This is a genomic window from Rhodococcus sp. NPDC055024 (genome assembly GCF_053608585.1).
In genome coordinates this window covers 25522-45417 of the sequence record NZ_JBSGVT010000008.1, presented here as the reverse complement: position 1 = coordinate 45417, position 19896 = coordinate 25522, and the positions used below count along the sequence as shown (strand labels likewise).

Here is a 19896-nt window from a genome sequence, read left to right as displayed (position 1 = left end):
TCACGCCCCCCTGAACGCGATGGACTGCACCCATTTGGTGTTGTGCACCCCGGGCAGAGCCGGAACGATGATCCTGGCGGGATAGCCGTGATCGAGCGAGAGATCGACCCCGTTGACTCGAAGAGCGAGCAGCGCGTCGGGATCGGTGGCCTGGTTCCCTTGCAGCGTTGCCGTGCTGAACGGGCCATTGCGTTCGAGCGAGGACACGAGAGCCGAGTCGGGCTGCGGCACACCGGCAATCACGGCGAGATCGCGCAGGCGCACCCCACTCCAGTCCTCGGTCGTCGACCATCCCTCCACACACGCGATGGGAAGCTGCGCACTGTACTGGGACATCGCCAACAACGCGGTGCGGCTGAACTCCACGGGCGGACCGCTCCCGCTCACTGTCAATCTCCAACGATCACCGGTCTGATCGTCAGTGATCTGCGCGGCGGATGCCGTCCTGTTGATCTGAAAATCGTTCGGCCCCGTCCCGTACGAGCGTCCACGCGGTAGCAGCAGAGCTGCCGGTCGCAGAAATCCGCCCACCGTTTGTCCCATCGACAGCACCCCCACCAACAGGGCGCCACCGCCGACCAATGCGAGCACTCCACGGCGGCTGATGGTCGCCGGAGCGGGTTCCTCTGTCACCAAACCAGTTTCGTCGTCGTCTTCCGGCCGAGTGTCGGCCAGAGAGGTACGCATTTCCGTGCGGAACGAGCGCCGACGCAGGGACCGAACCATCGTCGGGATCTTGATGACGACGTGGGTGAGGAAGCCGGCGATGAACACCCACGCACCCCAATAATGTGCGGTGTAGAAGCTGAACCCGAAAATGTAGTCGTACTGGATGTTCAACACACCGGTGATGATTTCGAAGAGAATTCCACCGACCAACGCGATAAGCGACAACCGTTCGAGCGCCTGAGCCGGCGTACGAACTGGCGGGAATACGAACAGCTTCGGTATCACCGACCACAGCTTTGCCAAAACAATAGGTACGAGAATCAACCCGAGGCCCACATGCAGGCCCTGAGTGAGTCGGTAAAGCCAGGACGGCCGCGTCGGCCACTGAAAATACGGCAGGCGCAGCCAACCGACATCACTGGGCATTGCCTGCCCGAATTGGGGACCATACGCGATGAAAGACAACAACCCGGTGATGATCACGATCGGCAGACCGATCAGCAAGACGGCACCGAATACCGAGGTCAGCCACGGACCTCGGACGTAACTCCGAGGCCGCAACCGCAAAGGCGCGAAGGAATTGAAGAATCCCTTGACCTTCGCAGTTACGAAACTCATCGGATTACTTCGTTGCGATCGTGATGGTGGCGATACCGACCAGCAACCCCGGTGTCACCGCATCGGTATTGAAGGTCTTGTTCAACAAGGCCGCAGCGTCAGAGGAAATCTTCACCTCGGTACCCTGCAGGATCGCGGTATCGTTCGGACCTGTTTGCAGCGGCTTCAATGTCCGACCGTTGAGGTCGAACAGAACAGCGCCACTCGCCGCCGGAGCGCCGTTGACCAGCACATCGCCCTTGAGGATCGACGTACCCGGATCGATGTCGAAGTTGGTCAATTCGACTGTGGTGGCGCCAGCGGTCAACGAAAGACCGCTACCGTCGTGCAAAATCTCTCCCTGCACGTAGGGGTCCACGGTGCCAGGCGTCCAGTACTTCACGTTTCCGCCGGTGATGGGGAAGCTGATCGAGCCATCTGCCAGGGTGGCCGATCCCACGACACCGGGAGTCAAACCGAGGGTCGTGAGAGCTCCGGTGAAACCTGCATCGAGTTTGACGGCCGTGCTCACACCGGTCAGGTTGTCGACCTCGGCGGCCGGCGCCGGTTGCGTCGTCGTTGCAGCCGAAGAACTCGACGACGTCGATGTCCCGGAGTCGTCGTTCGATGAACACGCCGCCAAGGGAGTGAGCACCAACGCTGCGGCAGCCACCGCGACGAGTGATTTGCGGTAGTTGATCATAATATTCAACCTTCCATATCTACAATGAGTGTCGGAAGGCATTCGGCGCCGATACGGTTGCGGATTGGCCAAGCAGAAATATTTGGTTCCATCGAAATATTTCAAACCCAAAGAATTAGATAAGTCGATGCAAAGAAAATGCAATATTGAGTTTGTTATTGGGAAATTTGGGTACACCGATCGGTGAAATCCGATAAAATTTCATATTCGATTATCATCGAGTAGTGACGAGCATTAGCCGCGCCCGACGCAAACTATTAAGACGTCGCCCTGAAACAGGTGCACGCGATCTCCACGGCAAATCAGGAAATGTGGAGCGACCGCAGCGTCGACGAATAGTCGGTCGCATTCAAACCATGCTCGATGGCGACGCTGCAGCGATGTTCGGAGTCCGACCCAGACGAAGACACCGGGAATGCACGTACCTCGCAAAGGCACTCGGATCGGATGTTTTCAGACGAGTAACGATCACGGGTCCCGAGGCGTCAGTATGGGTAGGAAACAGTGTTCTGGCACGCAGCTCCGACCCACAGAAGGCTGAGAGTGGGCTCAGCCTGCATTTGTCTCAAATTGGCAAAAATGCAGGTGTTTGTCTCGAAATCTCATGATGTCCGATTTTTGTATCATCATCGAGATATGGCGGCAGAATTCATTTGCGCGACGACCGACCACAACTGACCAGCCACGTGATTGTGTGTAGCTAGTCAGCCGAAAGGCCGGCGATATCAAGCTTGGCGCGCGGCAGCATGGGCGCCGGCAACCCGGCCGAACGCCAAGGCATCGGCGATATGGAATCCACCGTCCTTCGCCGCGCTGTACGTGGAACTGACGGCGCCCGCCGCATACAGTCCTGGAATCGGATTGCCGGCAGTATCGAGTACGCGAGAATGGCCGTCGCGACGCGGCCCACCGCTACTCCATCCCAGCAGTGGCGACCCGGAGACTGCGTAGAACGGAGCGGTGGTTACCGGGGCCAACGTCTCGGGATTGCGACCGAACGAATGGTCTACGCCGTCCGCGCACGCCTCGTTGTAGCGTCGCACGCTCGTTTCCACGACAGTTGGGTCCAGTCCGAGCTTCCCGGCGAGTTCGGTGAGCGTGTCTGCCTTGACGATCCATCCCTTGTCGATCTCAGCTTGATTGTCCGCGCTCCACTCGTACCCTTCGTCGAGAACTCTGTGGCCGACGGGCAGTGCGTCGCGACCGGGGCTCAGTTGTCCAGCCAACCTCATCGTCTCGTCGAAGACGATGTTCATCGGTTGCACTGGAAAGTGTTGGTAGGAACCTTCTCTGAACACATGACCGTGCCGCATTTCGGCCGACTCGTCGGTGAAGCGTCGACCTTCCCGGCTGAGGAACACATAGTTGTGGGCATTCCACAGCGCCAGGAAGAAACCCGTCGGATTCTCGGGATCACCGGGGATTCCCGTAATGGTCATCATGTTGTTCATGTGCCACAGATCTGCGCCTACCGCTTGCGCCATGCGGTGACCGTCGCCGGTAGCTGATGGTGAGCCCCAGATCTTCGGATTCTCCAGGCGCAAGTAGTCGCGCACCATCGTCGGATTTGCTTCGAATCCTCCGGTGGCAATGATGACGCCCCGGCGCGCCTGGATCTGCGAAGTTTGTTCACCCGAACGGATCTCGACTCCGGTCACCGCTCCGGATTCATCCGTCAGGAGTCTGGTGGCTTCGGTGTCGAAAAGAGTTGTGATGCCGCTTTCGGTGAGTGCGGAGACGAGGAACCGGTAGAGAAGTTCATTGCCCATCTTCCCGTCGATGGTGTCCATCCCTGCGTAACAGGAACTTCCGTCGAGTTCGCCGTACTCTGCCGTGGAATGGAAATCGCCGGTCATCGCTACAGTTGCACCCAGACTGCGGAGCCAATCGGAGAGCCCGTGGGTGTTCTCGGCCCAGGCATCGATGACGTCGTCGGCAACGGGGAACGATCCGTTCAATGAACGCAGGAAGGTGCGGGCGGCGGCAGGGTCCTGGTTGACGAACCATCCGCTGCCGGACAACCGAGTGTTGCCACCTGCGGAATCGGGTCCGCTCTTTTCCAGAATCACGACCGATGCGCCGTCGGCGTGCGCTTGGAGCGCTGCGGCCGATCCGGCAGCGCCCGAACCGATGACAAGTACGTCGACAATGTTGTCCATGTCACAAAAGGTATTGTGGAATGGTGGTGCTCTGAACTCACCTTCCCAGTGAGCGAGAAACGCACTGTTCAGCAGCGTGATTCGGCACAGTGCGTGTCGCTATCGCAAGCGGTCTCCAGCGTGTTCGGGCGAGACGATGACCGGCACGTTCGGGTGCGAATTGTCGATGACACGGTTCGCGTGGGTCCAGGGTTTTGCAGCGGCGAAGTAAAGTCGTTGGCCGCCGACATATCTGTTCATCGACGGATGTCCCGGATCTGAGTTTGTTCCGTCGCGAAGGTTCATACGCTGCGCGGTGATCCCGAAGGGCACGTCGAGAAAGATCGAGTAGTCCCATCGGGAAGCAAGTTCGTCACGATGCAGAAACAGGCCTTCGACGAGGACGATCGCTCCATCGGCTGCAACGAGGTATGCGTCGCTGTCCCGTCGTTGTCGGTACTGGCGGCTCCCTCCCGGTGTCAGTGGGTCGAGAACATACCGCTCGAGGGCGTCGTAGTCGTAGCTGTCGAGCCAGAACCCTTCCGGTGATTGTCGCCCTCGACGATGACGAATCTCCGACGGATTGAGGAAGTCGTCGACGTGAATCACGATGACGGGGCGTGCATTCAGCTGTGCCGCGAGGTTTTTCGCGAAGGTCGTCTTCCCGCTCCCGTCGACGCCGTCGATCGCGACGAGAGGCGAGCCGCGCAACGCGGATACTTCGGCGGCCAAGGTTTCGAAGACCGACGCAGTGCTCATCGATCAATTCCTACAGCACTCGCAGCGACACGAAGTGGCCCCGTGTCGTACAAAATTCGGTGACCGTCTTCGAGAACGCGCCTCGTGCCCCCGTCTAGCGGAACGTCCGCCCAGCTTGCGGTCGCGAAATTCAGTTCGACGAGAAGACCGGACCCCAGACGGAAGCGTCGCTCTCGGACCGGTCCCCAGTTCGCTGCTCGGACGAAACGCGCGTCGGGACGGATCTGCACAAACCAGCCTTCATCGGCCAGTGCCTCCGGGTTTTCGGCCAGGATCATCAGATCGAGATCACTCGCCATACGCTCCGCACCGCGCGCGTACGACCCGACCAGCGCTACACCTTTGACGCCGTCGTGCTCACCGGCCCATCGTTCAACGTCGACGAGCAACGAGTTGACTGCGCGTTTTCGCCCCTTCAATCGTGCTGACATGACGGGTATCTTTCCTCACCAAAGGGAAGTCGAGCGCAGTCCTGCCCATATCCTTGGTGGAGTTGCGTGACAAACCTATGGGAGAAGATGCACATGTCCACGACCAATGAAGGCAGTCGATGAAGACGATCATCGTGTGTACCTCTGTCTCCCACGGCAATACGCGGCGGATCGCCGACGTCATCGGCGAAGTTCTCGATGCTCGCGTGGTCGAACCCGGCGACATCGACGCCGCGGAGCTCGCCGACTACGACCTCGTGGGCTTCGGATCCGGGATCTACCTGCGCTCGTACCACGAAAACCTACGTACGTTCATCGAGTCGCTCCCCGAAGAACGCCGATCCAAGGCATTTGTCTTCGCCACCAGTGGTTTTCCCGACAAGGGGATTCACCGCTTCTCACGCCCACTGGTTCAGTTGCTCGAGCAGAAGGGCTTCGATGTGGTCGCAGCCTTCTCGTCCCGTGCATGGGATACGTATCTTCCGTTCAAGCCGTTCGGCGGTATCCGGAAGGGGCGGCCGAACGCCGACGACTTGGAATCGGCGCGCATGTTCGCCGAAGTGCTACGCGGAAGCGTTCAGGACAGCTTGCCCGGCACCGGGTAACTGCGAAGGCTCATCTCGAGCTCTCCGGCGTCGGCAAGGTCGTTGATCGTCTGACGCAGAGCGCCACACGTCCGCTGAGCGTTGGCACGGCTGTTCGCGCGCCCCAGCTCCGGGCACACTTCCTGCGACTCTTCGAGCCATTGAACGCTGGTGTGCGCGTCGCTGTACTTCTCGACCAGGACACGATTTCCGCAGTTGCGGCAACTGACCTGCCGCATCAGCGTGCAATCAGATCGGCCGGTGACCAGAAGGCGCGCATGCTCGTGATCTTCGCGTCCGCATCGAACGTCATGACGTCGATGGGTTCGACCTCGTAGACCTGATCGCCCACCGGCGTGACGACGCGGAAGTGGAAGGCCGCGCTGGATCCGCTCACCCGCAGGGTAAGCAGTTCCGTCTCTTGCGAACCGCCCTCGAGAGCGCCGTAGAACTCGGTGATCGCAGCCTTGCCGACGCGGGGTTCGCTGCCGACCGGGTCTTCGAGCGTTGCGTTCTCGGCGTAGAGGGCGGCGATGTCCGCTGACGATCCGCGAGCCACGGCGTCGAGGTAGGTGGTTACCGTCGCCGTGATCGCGGCCGTGGTGTCTGGTTCGAGAGTGGTCATCGAGTTAGTCCGATCAGTCGAGAAGTTCAGGGTCTGACAACTACTTCGGACGCTATCGGTGCTGTCTCGAATCGGCGCCGCAATCTCCCACGCAGCGGGACGGATGCAACAAACTCAGGCGTCGAAGCGTCCGAATCCACCGCGATAGAACAGAAGCGGACCGTCGTGGCGCAGCACGTTCAGGTCGGTGATGCGTGCGACGACGATGGTGTGATCACCGGCGTCGTGCTCTTGCTCGACGGTTGCCTCGATGCGGGCCAGCGCGCCGCTGAGCGCCGGAGCACCGTTGCCGGCGGCATCCCACTCGATCCCGAGAAACTTGTCGGTTCCGCCGCGCGCGAAGGCGGAACACATGTCCTGCTGATCGTGGGCGAGAACGTTGATGCAGAGAGTTCCGGATTCACGAAGCTTCGGCCAACTCGTCGACGTCTTCGCCGGGCAGAACGAGAGCAGCGGGGGATCGAGCGATACCGAGACCAGGGACTGGCAGGTGAAGCCCAGCGGCGAATCTCCGTCGTGAGCGGTGATGACGGTGACGCCGGTGCAGAAATTGCTCATCACGTTACGAAGTGTGCGCCCGTCCAGAACTGGCGGCTCGGCGTTTTCCACGGACATGTCGTCTCCTTGTTCGAACTCTGCAAACAACTTCAGAAGCAACGATGTGTGGCGTCGCGGCCGTAATCCAGCGGCAGTCCCACTCAATGGCAGTAATGCCGCCTCTGCCCGGATTCGGGCCGCCGAGTGCCAGGTGATGGTGTCTCACACAAATTTGATCCCGCTCAGCGGTCCGTTCGGATTCTACGAAACCAGCAAATCACCAGTGATTGTTAGACTTCGGGCATGTCCGAACCTGATGACGTGTCCCGAGGACTTCCCGCTACCAGCTGGGCAGTGCTCGGAATGCTGACGTTCGGGGAGGAACTGACCGGAAACGATCTGAAGAAGTGGGCTGACTGGAGCGTCGGCTTCTTCTACTGGAGCCCGTCCATCAGCCAGGTCTACGCAGAGCTGAAGAAGCTCGAAAGCATCGGGTTCGTGGAATCCCGGGTCGTCTCCGAGCCGGGGGTGCGCGGTAAGCGCCTCTACTCGATCACCCAATCGGGAACCGACGCCGTCCGGACGTGGTCACGCGAAGCTCCAGTGGAAGTTCCGGTGCTCAAGCACGGCGTGATGCTGCGTCTGTGGATGGGACATCTCAACGAGCCCGAGCGACTGAAGGCCCTGGTGGAAGCTCACATCGCCAACGTCGAAGAGCAGATTCGACGCGCGAAACTCCACGCAGATCATGCCGAGAACGAGCCCGCCTGGTCGTTCCCGGTCATGACGTTGCGCTGGTCGGAGCGTTACTTCCGAGCAGAGATCGAACTTGCTCGCGAACTTCTCGAAGACATCGATCGTGCGTCCGCCGAGTACGCGAACGTCGCCGAGCACGACCGACTGGGATCGCCGTTGCCCTCGACGCCTGGCAGATGGAAGAACGTCGAGGAGTACGTGTTGGCGCTCGAGCAGGCCGGGCTCACCGGTAACGGCTCGAATATCTGAGTCAGGCCCCGGCCGCGGTCGGCATGTTGCGCAGCAGGTGACGACGCTGCAATGTCGGAGTGACGCTCAGCGATCCGCCGTCGATGCCTCGCCAAATGGCAGCGGCTGCCATCCGAACCGGCGCTGCGCTGACGTGGTCGAGGCGGAGAGCCTTCGACGGCGCGCAGATTGATACCGCGGCAACGGCGCGGCCGATGGGGCCGATCGGTGCCGCAAGACAGCTGAATCCCGGTAGGCCGTTTCCGGTTTCGAATGCAACCCCGGATTCGCGAATCCTGGCGAGGTGGGGCAGCGCGTAACCCGAGGACTTCGGCGAACCGAACGCGAGCAGTGCCTGACCGATCGCAGTGGTCTCGGCTCGGCGTCGACCACCCACACGCGTCGGCACCGCGGCTGCGAGGCGTCCGCCGATCTTCTCCATGTAGACCACATCGGGGCCGTCGAGGATGCCGAGGTGAACCACAAAGCCGGTGACGCGGTAGAGCTCGTGGAGAAGCGGCATGGCTGCAGCGTGGAGGCGGTCCTGATGAACCGCGAGCGATCCCAATTCGACGAGGCGCATACCGAGTTCGTAGTCGCGGCCGTCGCGACGCAGCCAACGCATCGAGACAAGACGTTCGAGCATGCGGTGGGCAGACGAGCGGGGCAGGCCCGTGCTCCGAACGACCTGAGCAAGCGTCAACCTGCCGGGACCGTCGAAGGCGTCGAGAACCAGCGAGACGCGATCGAGAATTGCCGTCGGGGCCGAATCGCCGCCTAAAGCATCCACAGCCTGCAGTGTCATCGTGTACCTCACTTCTCTTAGAGCTCCACAACCAGTGAACTGGCTATTTCAATTAGAAATAGTGTCATAGAGTTGTGGTTTTGTGAAGTGGATCACCGGTCTGTTTTCGGGCGCGTCACCTTGGAAACTAGGAAGGGGGCTTGCGCGAATACTCGCGCAAGCCCCCTTAGTTCCCGTACCGGCAGGTACTACATCGCTGCCAGCGGCTCGCTTCCGGACCAGTCGTGGCCCCAGTAGCTGTCTGCCGTGATCTCCTCGGAGGAGTACGAGTCCTGATCCACCTTCGAGCCCTCGGTGCCGAACTCGATGTCCCAGCCGCCGGGTGCGCGAACGTAGAAGGAGATCATCTTGTCGTTGGTGTGACGACCCAGGGTCGACGACACGGAGAACCCGTCCTTCATCACTCGGTCGAGTGCCTGGCCGACGGCGTCGAGGGTGTCCACCTCGACCATGATGTGAATCAGGCCGGGAGCGCCGCCGTGCGGTGCCGGGCACAGTGCCAAGCTGTGGTGACGCTCGTTGACGCCCATGAAACGGATTCGCAGCGGCCCGAATTCAGGCGGGGCCGGCAGACGGAACGCGCCGCGGGGGTAGAAGCCGAGCACCTCGGTGTAGAAGTCGAAGCTCGCAGCGCTGTCCATCACCGGAAGCACGACGTGGCCGAGACCCTGTGAGCCGGTGACGAATCGAGCGCCGAAGGGCGTCACCACCGGGCTGTGGTCGAGGATCGCTCCGTGGAAGACCTCGATGGCCGCTCCGCCGGGATCGGTGAAGGCGATGACTTCTTCGACCCGTCGAGCATCCGCCTCGGCGAGCGAAAGCTGCTCCACCTCGGTGCCGTTCTTCTCGAGCGCTTCCTGAACGCGGCGCAGTGCGGCGTGATCGGCGACCTCCCAACCGATGTTCACGATCTCGTCGCGCTCACCCTCGACGACGACGATGCGCGCAGCGCGCTCGTCGAGCCGCAGGTACAGTGCGTTCTCATCCGGCCCACTGCCCTTGGCGAAGCCGAGAACGTCGAAAGCGAAAGTGCGCCAACGTGCGATGTCGTTGGTCGAGATCTTGACGTAGCCAAGTCCCTTGATGTCAGTGTGTGTCATCGTGTCTGGTTCCTGTCGATTTCTTGTGTCGAAGTCTGATCAGATCATCGCCCGCAGCGGACCCTGCGGGTCGGCGCCGAGGCGGCTCAGTGAGGCGGCGTGGAATACGGTGCCCGGTACGTGAATTGCGTGATGTTGCCCAGCGTGAGCGTCGCGCCAGAATCGCTGGAGCGGCTTGTCCATCCGTAGTGCGTTGCCGCCGCAGCGTGGGTAAACCTGATCGATTGCGTTGATCGCGCGCCAGGCGGCCTGTACCTGGGTCTGTCGTCCCTCGGCGCGCTGCTCGAAGGTCACTTCCTTGCCGGCGTCCACTCGATCCCACATGCGGTCGACGTTGGCAAGCAGGGTGTCGCGCGCGGCGCGGATGTCCGCAGTGGCCTGACCGATGGCGAACAAGGTGTACGGGTCGTCCTTGACCGCCGTGCCTTGCGCGTTGATGCGATCGGCCTGGTACTCGTTGGCGTGGAAGAGCATTCCCTCGCAGATGCCGATCGTAGCGGCGGTGATGCCGAGGGGGAACATGTTCGACCATGGCATCAGGTACAGCGTCTCGGTGCGTCCGTACTTGCGCACTGCCGTGCCGTCGATGACCTCGTCGCAGTCCATGACGCGGTAATCGGGGACGTAGGCGTCCTTGACCACGAGGTCTTTGGAGCCGGTGCCGCGAAGTCCCATGACATCCCACGAATCTTCGATGATCTCGTAGTCGGTACGCGGGATGATGACATGGAGCATGCGCGGCGGCATCTCCATGTTGCCGTCCTTGTCACAGGCCATCGCGCCGAGGAATGCCCAGTCGCAATGGTCTGTGCCGGAGGAGAACTGCCAGCGACCGGAGAACTTGTAGCCGCCGTCGGTCGGGATACACATACCACCGGGCATGTACGGCGAGGCCATCCAGGTATCGGGATCCGATCCCCAGATCTCCTGCTGCACCTTGGGATCCGCGAACGCAAGCTGCCACGGGTGAACTCCGACGATCCCGTGCACCCAGCCGGCCGAGGGATTGAGCGAAGCCATGCGCATGACGGTCTCGGCGAACTCGCGAGGATGCGCCTCCATGCCGCCGTGTTCCTTGGGTTGCAGCATGCGGATGGAACCGATTGCCTTCATCTTCTTGGCGGTGTCGTCGGCCACCCGGCCGATCCGCTCGGCCTCGATGCCTTCGGCGAAGATGTCGTCGGCCATCGCGTTGATCTGTTCGAGCACTTCGTACGTCATGTTGTTCCTTGCGTCCAGTCCGGTTGTTTCAGCTGTGTTTTCGACTGCGGATCAGGAGGTTGTCTCGAGCGCCTGGGCGTCGCGTGCGGCAACGTTTTCGGCGACTTCCCGCTTCCAACTCTCCACTGCGCGGGTGGTGTCGATCTCGAATTCGAAGCGCTTCGTCATGTCTTCCGTGACGTTCTCGACGTCGGTGTAGAACTGGTTGTACCAGCGCCGCAACTGGTAAACCGGGCCGTCCTCCTCGGAGAGCAGCGGGTTGTCGATGGGGGCCTTGTTCTTCCAGATCTCCACGTCCTGAAGGAATCCCATCTCGACCCCCTCGGTGAACTGCGCCGCCATCGCAGCAGTGGACTCGTCGTCCATGCCCGGAAGCTTCTTGACCATCGCGCCGTACTGCAGCACGAACGCATTGTTCGAGATCGGGTAGTGGCAGTTGATCAGGACGGTCTCGATGACCTGCCCGTTGGCTTCGCTCTTGATCCAGTCGATCATGTACGACGGACCGAAATACGATGCATCCGAACGAAGCACAGCGTTGGGATCGCCGTAGTTGGTGCCGCTGATGACGTCCTCGCGTCCCACCGATTCCATGTACTGGCTCGCGACGTGACCTTCGAAGATGTTCTTGAAGTACTTGGGGAACGAGTAGTGAACGTAGAAGAAGTGAGCCATGTCCACGACGTTGTCCACGATCTCGCGGCAATGCGAGCCCTCGATCGTGAGGGTGTTCCAACTCCAGTCGCTCCACTCATCGCTTCCGAAACCCTCGATGTCGGGAATCGTGACGTCGGCAGGCGGGGGATTTCCCTGAGGATCGTGCCAGACGAAGAGCTGGCCGTTCTTCTCGAGTGTGGTCCATGCCCGCGTCTTGGCCAGCGGCGGAACCCGTCGTGCGTAAGGAATCGCCGTACATTTTCCGTTACCGCCCCAACGCCAATCGTGGAACGGGCAGGCGATCGAATCGCCCTTGACCGTGCCCTGCGCCAAGTTGCCACCCATGTGGCGGCAGTAGGCGTCGAGAATCTTGATGTCGCCCTTACTGTCGGCGAAGACGACAAGGCTGGTGCCGAATGCGTCGACCTGGTGGGGCTGACCGTCGCGGTAAGTCTTGCTGAGTCCGAGGCAGTGCCATCCACGTGCGAACCGCGCGGGAGGCGCTGCCGCTTCGATTTCTCGAATTTCCTCGCCGGCGCCCGACTGCGTCGGCGCGTCCGTAGTGGTGAGTGGGCCGGTTCCGAGTGCCATGTCTTCCTCCGAGCCGCGTCTTGCGACGCTCCAGTGATGTGATCCGCCTCATACAACGACGTAGCGCCCGCTGGAGATACGGCAGTTCCCGCTGGATGGAACGCCTACTCGGTGACCTGCAGAGATTCAGCTCGCGAGAGTCGCCGCATTGTCGATCGCGTAAGTCGCCCAGGCCCGGGCAGTGACGACCCCGGCGGGATCGGTGGCGACCAGAGCTACGTCGGTGACGCTCTCGTGGTCCTTCTCGTACGTGGCGAGCACCGTCACGGAGCAGTTCAGATCTGTTCCTACCGAGGTCGCGGTGCAGCGTCCGCGGAAGCGGCGAAGCGACGCGGAGCCGTAACGCCGAGCGGCAAAATCGGCAAGCGCAGCAACGGAATCGGTTCCCGCGCCCTCTGTCGGGGCTTCCCGGACGAAAACCGCCGGGGCTTCCCGGACGAAGACCTCGGCCACCAGATGACCGGTCTGATCGTGGTATTCGGTGATCCGCTCGAGCGTCGAACCCAGCGATCTCACGGATCCGGTGAGCAGCGCGCCGGGATCGGGGCGTCCGAAGAACACGACGTCCTGCTCGACGACGGACCCGTCGGGTGCGGAGCGCACGGTTCCGTACAACGAGTCGAAATCGGACAGGAGCGTGGTGGCAGCACGGGGAGCAGTTGCCGTGAAGTGGGCGGTACCGAGGTTGGTAGTCATGACACTCTCCGTTGGACGCGACCGAGACGCGGTCGTCTCGGTGGGTACATCGACGCTAACCACCGCTCTGGCGGGTGACGACGGGCTTCCCGCTGATCGGGAGCATTCTCGGATTCGATCGAAGAGGTGGAACCTGTTCCAGTTTTGTGCAATTCTGGATATCGTATCCGTGACCGGGAGCACATCTCGATGACTGCACGCGCCGAGCAGAAGGAAGACCAGATGACAGACGAGTTCGCTGACCTGCACCGACCGGTTTACGGTCCGGACCTGCTCATCACCGCTCTGGAACGCAATCACGACAAGCCCGCGCTGTACCTCGGCGACGTGATCCTCACCGGCGGTCAGATGCGCGATCAGATCAGCTGCTTCGCCCAGGCGCTCGCGTCATTGGGAATCACTCAGGGCACCAGCACCGCAATGCTGTCAAAGAACCGCCCCGAGGTCCTGATCAGCATGGGCGCGACCATGATCACCGGGTGCCGGGCAAGTGCCCTGAACCCGATGGGATCGCTCGACGATCACAAGTACATCGTCGACGACGCCGAGATCGAGACCCTCATCTTCGATCCCAACGCCTTCGAGGAGCGTGCCGCCGAGTTGAAGGCGTCGTCACCCTCATTGACCAACGTGCTCTCGATGGGGCCGTCCGAGGTGGGAATCGACATCCTCGCGCTGGCTGCCACGTTCGAGCCCGCGCCGCTGAAGGCAGCGCACGTCGACGCCGAAGACGCCAGCAGCATGGTCTACACCGGTGGAACGACCGGCAAGCCCAAAGGTGTTGTGGGATCCTTCCGTTCGGGTGCGGCGCTCAATCAGATCCAGATGTCGGAGTGGCAGTGGCCCGAGGACAACCGCTTCCTCATCTGCACGCCCCTCTCGCACGCGGGTGCGGCGTTCTTCATCCCGACTTTGCTGCGCGGCGGCGCGTTGATCGTCCTGCCCGCCTTCGAACCAGGTGCGGTGCTCGAGGCGATCGAGAAGCACAAGATCACGGCAACCATGCTGGTGCCCACCATGATCTACATGCTCATGGATCACCCGGATCTGCCCAAGCGTGACGTCTCGAGTTTGCAGACGCTGTTCTACGGAGCCTCCGCGATGTCTCCGGCCAGGTTGCAGGAGGGCATCAAGAAGTTCGGTCAGATCTTCTTCCAGTTCTACGGTCAGACCGAGTGCGGCATGACAATCTCGGTGCTGCGCAAGGAAGAACACCTCGCCGACGATCCGGCTCGCCTCGCCACTTGTGGACGGCCGGTGCCGTGGCTCGACGTCCGGTTGCTCGACGACGACCTGAACGAGGTGCTGCAGGGAGAACTCGGTGAGATTTGTGTCCGTGGTCCGCTGATCATGAAGGGGTACTGGAAGAAGCCGGCCGAGACCGCCGAGGCGTTCCGTGGTGGTTGGCTGCACACCGGCGACATCGCCCGTAGGGACAAGGACGGGTTCATGTCCATCGTCGATCGCAAGAAGGACATGATCGTGACCGGTGGTTTCAACGTGTTCCCGCGCGAAATCGAGGACGTGATCTCGGCGCACCCGTCCGTCGCTTCGGTTGCGGTAGTCGGTGTGCCCGACGACAAGTGGGGCGAAGCCGTCAAGGCCTGCGTGGTGCTTCGTGCCGGACTGACCGTCGACACCGAGGAACTGGTCGAGAAGGTGAAGGCGGCCAAGGGTTCAGTTCACGCACCCAAGAGCATCGACTTCGTGGATTCCCTTCCGCTGACGCCGCTGGGCAAGTTGGACAAGAAGGCACTGCGCGCGAGGTACTGGGAGACCAGCGCCCGCGCGGTCTAGCAACCAGCGTCGTGTAGCGCAGGTTCAGCGTTTCCAGACGTATCGACGCTCCGGGCGGCCCACCACTCCGTATTTCAGCGAGGTGGTGGATCGCCCGGTTTCGTACAGGTACTCGAGGTAGCGCCTCGCGCTCGCCCGCGAGATGCCGACCCTCTCGGAAATATCTGTAGCCGAGGCGGGTTCGGTTCCGTCACGCAGTGCTGTCTCGACCAGCTGAAGGGTCTCAGGACTGAGTCCCTTCGGTAGACCCTTGAGGGACGATGCCGCGCTCGCGCCACCGGCCACGCCGAAAGCCTCGTCCACCGCTCCCTGTTCTGCTTCGCCGATGCTGTCGAGATTCGCATACGTCGATCGGTACCGCTCGAGACGCTCACGTAGAACCTCGAACGTGAATGGCTTCATCAGGTAATGCACGACGCCGCTGCGCAGTGCCTTCTTGACCGAGCCCGCCTCGCGTTCACTCGTGATGACAAGAACATCCAGCTCCGGGGCCAGCTCGCGAAACGGGGCGATCAGATCGAGTCCGGTGGTGCCGGGGAGGTGGACGTCGAGAAGAACCAGGTCGGGTTGCAATTCACCGACTGCGGTCAGGGCGGCCTCGGCCGAATGGGCAACGCCGCACACTTCGAAACCGTCTATCCGCGAGACGAATCCGCTGTGCACCTTCGCCACCATGAAGTCGTCGTCGACCACCAGTACCCGGATCATGCGCCCTCTCCGTCGTGCAGGACTGCCGTGAAGACAGTCCACTCGATGCCTTCTGCCGAACGAGTGCTCACGGTGACATCGCCGCCTCGCCGACGACACGTCAGGCGTACCAACGCCAAGCCGAAACCGTGTCCGTCACTCGACTGTCCCTTGGTGCTCCAGCCCTGGCCGAAAACCCTGTCGCGATTCTCCGGCGCGATACCGGGGCCGGCGTCCTCGACACGCACTTCGACGGCGGTGCCACGGTCGCGAATCGACAATCGAACCTTGCGGCGCGAGGCTTCCGGCATCTCACCGACGGCGTCGACGGCATTGTCGACGAGGTTTCCGACCACCGTCACGAGATCTCGTCCGAGTCTGCGGTCCACCGTCTCCAGATGCGTGTCCGACGCCAGCTCGACCGTGACCAACCCCTGTGCAGCGGCGCCTATCTTGGCGATCACGAGTGCGGCGGTGCCGACGTCGGCGATCTTCTCGGTCACGGTCGCACTGACCTGCGCGCGCTCCATGGTCAGACCCTCGACGTAGCCGACCACCTCGTCGTATTCGCCGAGCTGGATGAGGCCGGAGATGGTGTGCAGTTGATTGTCGAACTCGTGGATGTGAGCGCGTAGTGCGTCGGTGCTGGTTTTGGTCACGTCGAGTTCTTCTTCCACGGAACGCAATTCGGTGCGGTCGCGGAAAGTGGTGACCGAACCGATGGTGCGGCCCTTCGATTCGATCAAGACGGTGTTGAGGACGAGCAGTCGATCGCCGACAAGAACCAACTGATCGGATTCGGTTGTGCCGGAAGTCAGTACACTCTGGAGGCGGTCGTCGAGACCGAGGTCCCGCACCGATCTACCGGCGCTGCCGCGTGGGATGTCGAGGAGTTGGTGGGCACTGTCGCTCATCAGCACCACTTTTCCCTGTGCGTCGAATGCGATGACGCCTTCCTTGAGACCGCGCAGCATTGCTTCACGTTGGCGAACCAGGTCCAGGATCTCGCCGGCTTCCATGCCGAGGGTCTGCCGTTTGACCCTGCGGGCCAACAGGATCGACCCGACGCCGCCGAGAAGTGAGGCCACCGCGAGGTACACCAGGAGATTCGGCGCGGACTGCCCTAGCCGCGTCCAGATCGAGGGGTACTCGATGCCGACGATCGCGGTTCCGGTAATCGCTCCTTCGCTGCCGAGAATCGGAACGTGCGCCTCCACGGCCTTGCCGGAGGGGGCGTCGACCAAACCCGTCCATGACCGATCCTGGGTCTGACGTGCGTGGATGCCGACGTCGCCGGGACGCGTCGAAATCACGACACCGCCGTCGGCGTCGGCAAGCGAGACATAGGTGACGCCCGAGATGGCGCGCACCGAGTCGACCGAACCTTGTAGTCCGGAGCGGAGGCGGGTCTGAGCCTGGGGGAGCAGTTCGCGCACTGCCGGATTGGCTGCGAGCGATTCCGCTGCCGAGAGTGCGCGGCGTCCTTCCTCGCGTTGGAAACTCGCAGACGACTGCGCGAGGGAGAGGGCAGTGACGCACACGAGAACCGCGACGACGATCAGAAGTTGCAGTTCGAGAAGTTGTGTCGCCAGAGTGTGCCGGCGCCGACGCAGTCGCGCACGCAGAGGCAACTTGCGCTCTCGCTCCGCCTGCTCGTTTCCTGAGGACACCAGCCAGACCCTAGCCTTCAGTTCGATGCCGGGGAAGCGGCCGTTCGTGAGCACAATGAGCACAAATCAATTTGCTTCCCCAATGGTGACCTCAGTCACAAAATGCGTCAGTATGAAACCTGTTCACACATCGGTACCGGCAGACAAGGACAAGGCCATGAGCGCATCGAAGCGGCTGAGCAGGCATATCGCCCTGCTCGGTGCCTGCGCGATGACTCTGGTGCTGTCGACCGGATGTACTCCGCTCGAGTCCTTTTTTGCCGGTGGCCGAGCGGGTGAGAGTTCCGAGGAACTGCGCGTACTGGTGCCCTCGGTGGCCGGTGGTGGTTACGACCTGACTGCCCGGACCATGGTGCAAGCACTTGCCGACGAAGGAACCGTCGACGCCGACGTCGTTGTGCTGCCCGGATCGGGCGGCATCGTCGGACTCAACCGGTTGGCTCTAGAACGCGGAAACCCCGACTTACTCATGGTCATGGGACTCGGAGTTCTCGGTTCGCTCGAGATACTGCCGTCCGAGCACACACTTGCCGACGTGACGCCCATCGCAAGACTGGTCGAAGAACCGGAAGCGCTACTGGTTCCAGCAGATTCACCGTACAAAACTCTCGCCGATCTGACGCAGGCCTGGGTGGCGGATCCGTCGTCGATCTCGATCGGCGGCGGTTCGAGTGAAGGTGGACCGGACGGGTTGTTCCGCCTTCTGTTCGCCCGGGCGGTCGGTGTCGATCCGTCGCGCTCCCCGTACCGCATCTACGACGGCGGCGGAGAACTGCTTCCCGCACTGCTCACGAGGCAGGTCGACGTCGCTGCAACCGGTATCGGTGAGTACCTCGATCAGATTGCGGCAGGCACGGTTCGGGTCCTTGCGGTCAGCTCGCCTGCCCGCACCCCGGCGGTGGATGCGCCCACGATGGCGGAGTCGGGCGTCGACGTCACGTTCACCAATTGGCGCGGGCTCATGGCGCCGCCCGGCCTGACGGACGATCAGCGTCAGCACTTGCAGAATTTGGTGCGGGATCTGGCGGCAAGCCCGCGGTGGAACGAGCTGTCTCGCCGAAACGGTTGGAACAGTGCAGTTCTCACCGAACCCGAGTTCTCCGCATTCCTCACCGATCAATCCCGGTTCGTCGACGCAACACTCGATCCGCCCGGCATCAACTAAGCACAACCGAAGTTTCGTTTCACCTCCACGAAGGTCACCGGCTCGATTTGCCGTGCCGTTTTTCTCGGCAATTCAGCACAAAAGGAGTTCATCATGCTCGTCACACTCGGCTTCCTCATGGTTGCGGTGTTCATGTTCCTGATCCTCACCAAACGCGCGACCCCGGTGGTGGGACTGACTCTGGTCCCGGTGGCCTTCGGACTACTTGCCGGGGCCGGCCTCGGAATCGGCGAAATGATCACCGACGGCATCAAGTCGCTCGCACCCACTGCGGCGCTGTTGTTCTTCGCGATCATCTTCTTCGGAATCATGATCGACGTCGGACTCTTCGATCCGCTGGTCAAGCTCATCCTGCGGATGGTGCGTGACGATCCGATGCGGCTCGTGGTCGGAACCGCAGTGCTCGCGATGGTTGTCTCCCTGGACGGCGACGGTTCGACGACCTTCATCATCGTGACCTCCGCGATGCTCCCGCTCTACCTCAAACTCGGCGTCAGTCCCGTCGTCCTGACGGTGATCGCCGGCCTGTCGAACGCGACGATGAACATCATTCCGTGGGGTGGCCCGACCGTCCGGGCCGCGAGCGCGCTGGGACTCTCACCTTCCGACGTCTTCGTCCCGATGGTGCCGTCGTTGATCGTCGGACTGATCATGGTGCTCGGGTTCGCCATTCACCTCGGGATCATGGAGCGCCGAAGGATCGGGACTTTGGTCCTGACTTCTGAGCGCATCCTCGAAAAGGTCGGAAACGGTGGAAGTTCCAGCACCGGAAGCGCCGGCACCGGCGGCTCGAACGAGCCGGAAGACGACGGCGGCGACACCGGACGCTTCATCGACGGACTTGCCCCCGGGCGTGACACCTTGCGGCCGAAGCTGCTCTGGTTCAACGCAGCGCTGACGACGATCCTTCTCGTTGTGCTCGTGATGGACATCCTGCCCATTCCGGTCCTCTTCATGATCGCGTCGTCGATCGCCCTCGCGGTCAACTTCCCGGCGGTCAAGGATCAGGGTGAAGCAATCGCACGCCATTCGTCGAGCATCGTCTCGGTGGTCGCGATGGTGCTGGCAGCAGCCGTGCTGACCGGCGTTTTCCAGGGAACCGGCATGGTCGAGGCAATGGCCGAGTGGCTGCTGCAGGTCATTCCCGACGCGATGGGCCCGCACCTCGCCGTCATCACGGGCGTCCTGAGCATTCCGCTCACGTTCTTCATGACCAACGACGCGTTCTACTTCGGTGTACTCCCGGTGCTGTCCGAGACGGCAGCGCAGTACGGAATCGAGCCGGTGGAAATGGCCCGTGCGTCGATCACCGGGCAGGCAGTGCACATGCAGAGCCCGCTGGTCCCGGCGATCCTGCTCCTGGTCACACTCGCCGGTGTGTCACTCGCGGATCACCACAAGAAGGTTCTGTGGCGAGCCGGGCTGATCTCGATCACGATGCTCGTGGTCGGCGTCGGATTGGGGCAGATCCCCTTCTGAG

General features: G+C 61.9%; 20 protein-coding genes. 5 read left to right on the top strand and 15 right to left on the bottom strand.

Translation table 11 applies throughout. The features are described 5' to 3' along the window. From ACWF6P_RS17750 to ACWF6P_RS17730, 5 genes are all read right to left on the bottom strand, one after another. Entirely contained in the window at window positions 1-1287 is a 1287-nt protein-coding gene (locus ACWF6P_RS17750; protein ID WP_452621861.1) for a molybdopterin-dependent oxidoreductase, read from the bottom strand. A gap of 4 nt (window positions 1288-1291) precedes the next feature. After that, on the bottom strand, window positions 1292-1969 hold the full coding sequence (locus tag ACWF6P_RS17745) for a hypothetical protein (protein WP_452621860.1): 678 nt from the start codon (window positions 1967-1969) through the stop codon (window positions 1292-1294). A gap of 725 nt (window positions 1970-2694) precedes the next feature. Then, window positions 2695-4128 (bottom strand): FAD-dependent oxidoreductase, encoded by a 1434-nt coding sequence (locus ACWF6P_RS17740; RefSeq protein WP_452621859.1) that lies wholly within the window; start codon window positions 4126-4128, stop codon window positions 2695-2697. A gap of 99 nt (window positions 4129-4227) precedes the next feature. Then, entirely contained in the window at window positions 4228-4866 is a 639-nt protein-coding gene (locus ACWF6P_RS17735; protein ID WP_452621858.1) for a uridine kinase, read from the bottom strand. Next, window positions 4863-5297, bottom strand: a complete 435-nt coding sequence (locus ACWF6P_RS17730; protein WP_452621857.1) for a nucleotidyltransferase domain-containing protein — start codon at window positions 5295-5297, stop codon at window positions 4863-4865. Before ACWF6P_RS17730 ends, ACWF6P_RS17735 begins: the two co-directional genes overlap by 4 nt. Window positions 5298-5416: 119 nt before the next feature. On the opposite strand from ACWF6P_RS17730, the gene ACWF6P_RS17725 reads away from it, so the two are divergent. After that, a complete protein-coding gene (locus ACWF6P_RS17725) occupies window positions 5417-5902 on the top strand; it encodes a flavodoxin family protein (protein WP_452621856.1) in 486 nt (161 codons plus the stop codon). Here the strand turns inward: ACWF6P_RS17725 and ACWF6P_RS17720 are convergent. The 3 genes from ACWF6P_RS17720 to ACWF6P_RS17710 form a co-directional block, all read right to left on the bottom strand. Then, window positions 5875-6120: a hypothetical protein gene (locus ACWF6P_RS17720; protein WP_317552662.1), complete on the bottom strand. Its 246-nt coding sequence runs from the start codon at window positions 6118-6120 to the stop codon at window positions 5875-5877. The genes ACWF6P_RS17725 and ACWF6P_RS17720 overlap by 28 nt on opposite strands. Then, window positions 6120-6506, bottom strand: coding sequence for a nuclear transport factor 2 family protein (locus tag ACWF6P_RS17715; RefSeq protein ID WP_020906616.1), 387 nt, complete (start codon window positions 6504-6506; stop codon window positions 6120-6122). The genes ACWF6P_RS17720 and ACWF6P_RS17715 overlap by 1 nt, the downstream gene beginning before the upstream one ends. A 114-nt stretch (window positions 6507-6620) precedes the next feature. Beyond that, a complete protein-coding gene (locus tag ACWF6P_RS17710; protein WP_283305931.1) occupies window positions 6621-7121 on the bottom strand; it encodes a flavin reductase family protein in 501 nt (166 codons plus the stop codon). Between the two features lie 225 nt (window positions 7122-7346). On the opposite strand from ACWF6P_RS17710, the gene ACWF6P_RS17705 reads away from it, so the two are divergent. Further along, window positions 7347-8048, top strand: coding sequence for a PadR family transcriptional regulator (locus ACWF6P_RS17705; RefSeq protein WP_448277023.1), 702 nt, complete (start codon window positions 7347-7349; stop codon window positions 8046-8048). Between the two features lies 1 nt (window position 8049). On the opposite strand, the gene ACWF6P_RS17700 is transcribed toward ACWF6P_RS17705, so the two are convergent. The 5 genes from ACWF6P_RS17700 to ACWF6P_RS17680 form a co-directional block, all read right to left on the bottom strand. After that, on the bottom strand, window positions 8050-8832 hold the full coding sequence (locus ACWF6P_RS17700; protein ID WP_283305929.1) for an IclR family transcriptional regulator: 783 nt from the start codon (window positions 8830-8832) through the stop codon (window positions 8050-8052). Window positions 8833-9020: 188 nt separating this feature from the next. Beyond that, on the bottom strand, window positions 9021-9932 hold the full coding sequence (bphC, locus tag ACWF6P_RS17695; RefSeq protein WP_452621855.1) for a biphenyl-2,3-diol 1,2-dioxygenase: 912 nt from the start codon (window positions 9930-9932) through the stop codon (window positions 9021-9023). Window positions 9933-9971: 39 nt separating this feature from the next. Then, complete coding sequence (locus ACWF6P_RS17690; RefSeq protein ID WP_019749417.1) at window positions 9972-11153, bottom strand: acyl-CoA dehydrogenase family protein; 1182 nt, start codon at window positions 11151-11153, stop codon at window positions 9972-9974. Between the two features lie 51 nt (window positions 11154-11204). Next, on the bottom strand, window positions 11205-12401 hold the full coding sequence (locus ACWF6P_RS17685; protein ID WP_452621854.1) for a Rieske 2Fe-2S domain-containing protein: 1197 nt from the start codon (window positions 12399-12401) through the stop codon (window positions 11205-11207). Window positions 12402-12527: 126 nt separating this feature from the next. Then, window positions 12528-13097, bottom strand: a complete 570-nt coding sequence (locus ACWF6P_RS17680; protein WP_452621853.1) for a hypothetical protein — start codon at window positions 13095-13097, stop codon at window positions 12528-12530. Between the two features lie 222 nt (window positions 13098-13319). On the opposite strand from ACWF6P_RS17680, the gene ACWF6P_RS17675 reads away from it, so the two are divergent. After that, complete coding sequence (locus ACWF6P_RS17675) at window positions 13320-14894, top strand: AMP-binding protein (RefSeq protein WP_452622082.1); 1575 nt, start codon at window positions 13320-13322, stop codon at window positions 14892-14894. Between the two features lie 24 nt (window positions 14895-14918). Here ACWF6P_RS17675 and ACWF6P_RS17670 read toward each other — a convergent pair whose 3' ends face one another. Together ACWF6P_RS17670 and ACWF6P_RS17665 are read right to left on the bottom strand one after the other, a co-directional pair. Next, window positions 14919-15602, bottom strand: coding sequence for a response regulator (locus ACWF6P_RS17670; RefSeq protein WP_452621852.1), 684 nt, complete (start codon window positions 15600-15602; stop codon window positions 14919-14921). Then, window positions 15599-17251: an ATP-binding protein gene (locus tag ACWF6P_RS17665; RefSeq protein WP_452621851.1), complete on the bottom strand. Its 1653-nt coding sequence runs from the start codon at window positions 17249-17251 to the stop codon at window positions 15599-15601. The genes ACWF6P_RS17670 and ACWF6P_RS17665 overlap by 4 nt, the downstream gene beginning before the upstream one ends. A 112-nt stretch (window positions 17252-17363) precedes the next feature. Between ACWF6P_RS17665 and ACWF6P_RS17660 the strand changes: the two genes are divergently transcribed. Both ACWF6P_RS17660 and ACWF6P_RS17655 read left to right on the top strand, forming a co-directional pair. Next, on the top strand, window positions 17364-18416 hold the full coding sequence (locus ACWF6P_RS17660) for a Bug family tripartite tricarboxylate transporter substrate binding protein (RefSeq protein WP_452621850.1): 1053 nt from the start codon (window positions 17364-17366) through the stop codon (window positions 18414-18416). Between the two features lie 93 nt (window positions 18417-18509). Further along, window positions 18510-19895, top strand: coding sequence for a CitMHS family transporter (locus tag ACWF6P_RS17655; protein ID WP_452621849.1), 1386 nt, complete (start codon window positions 18510-18512; stop codon window positions 19893-19895). The last annotated feature ends 1 nt before the right edge of the window (window position 19896 follow it).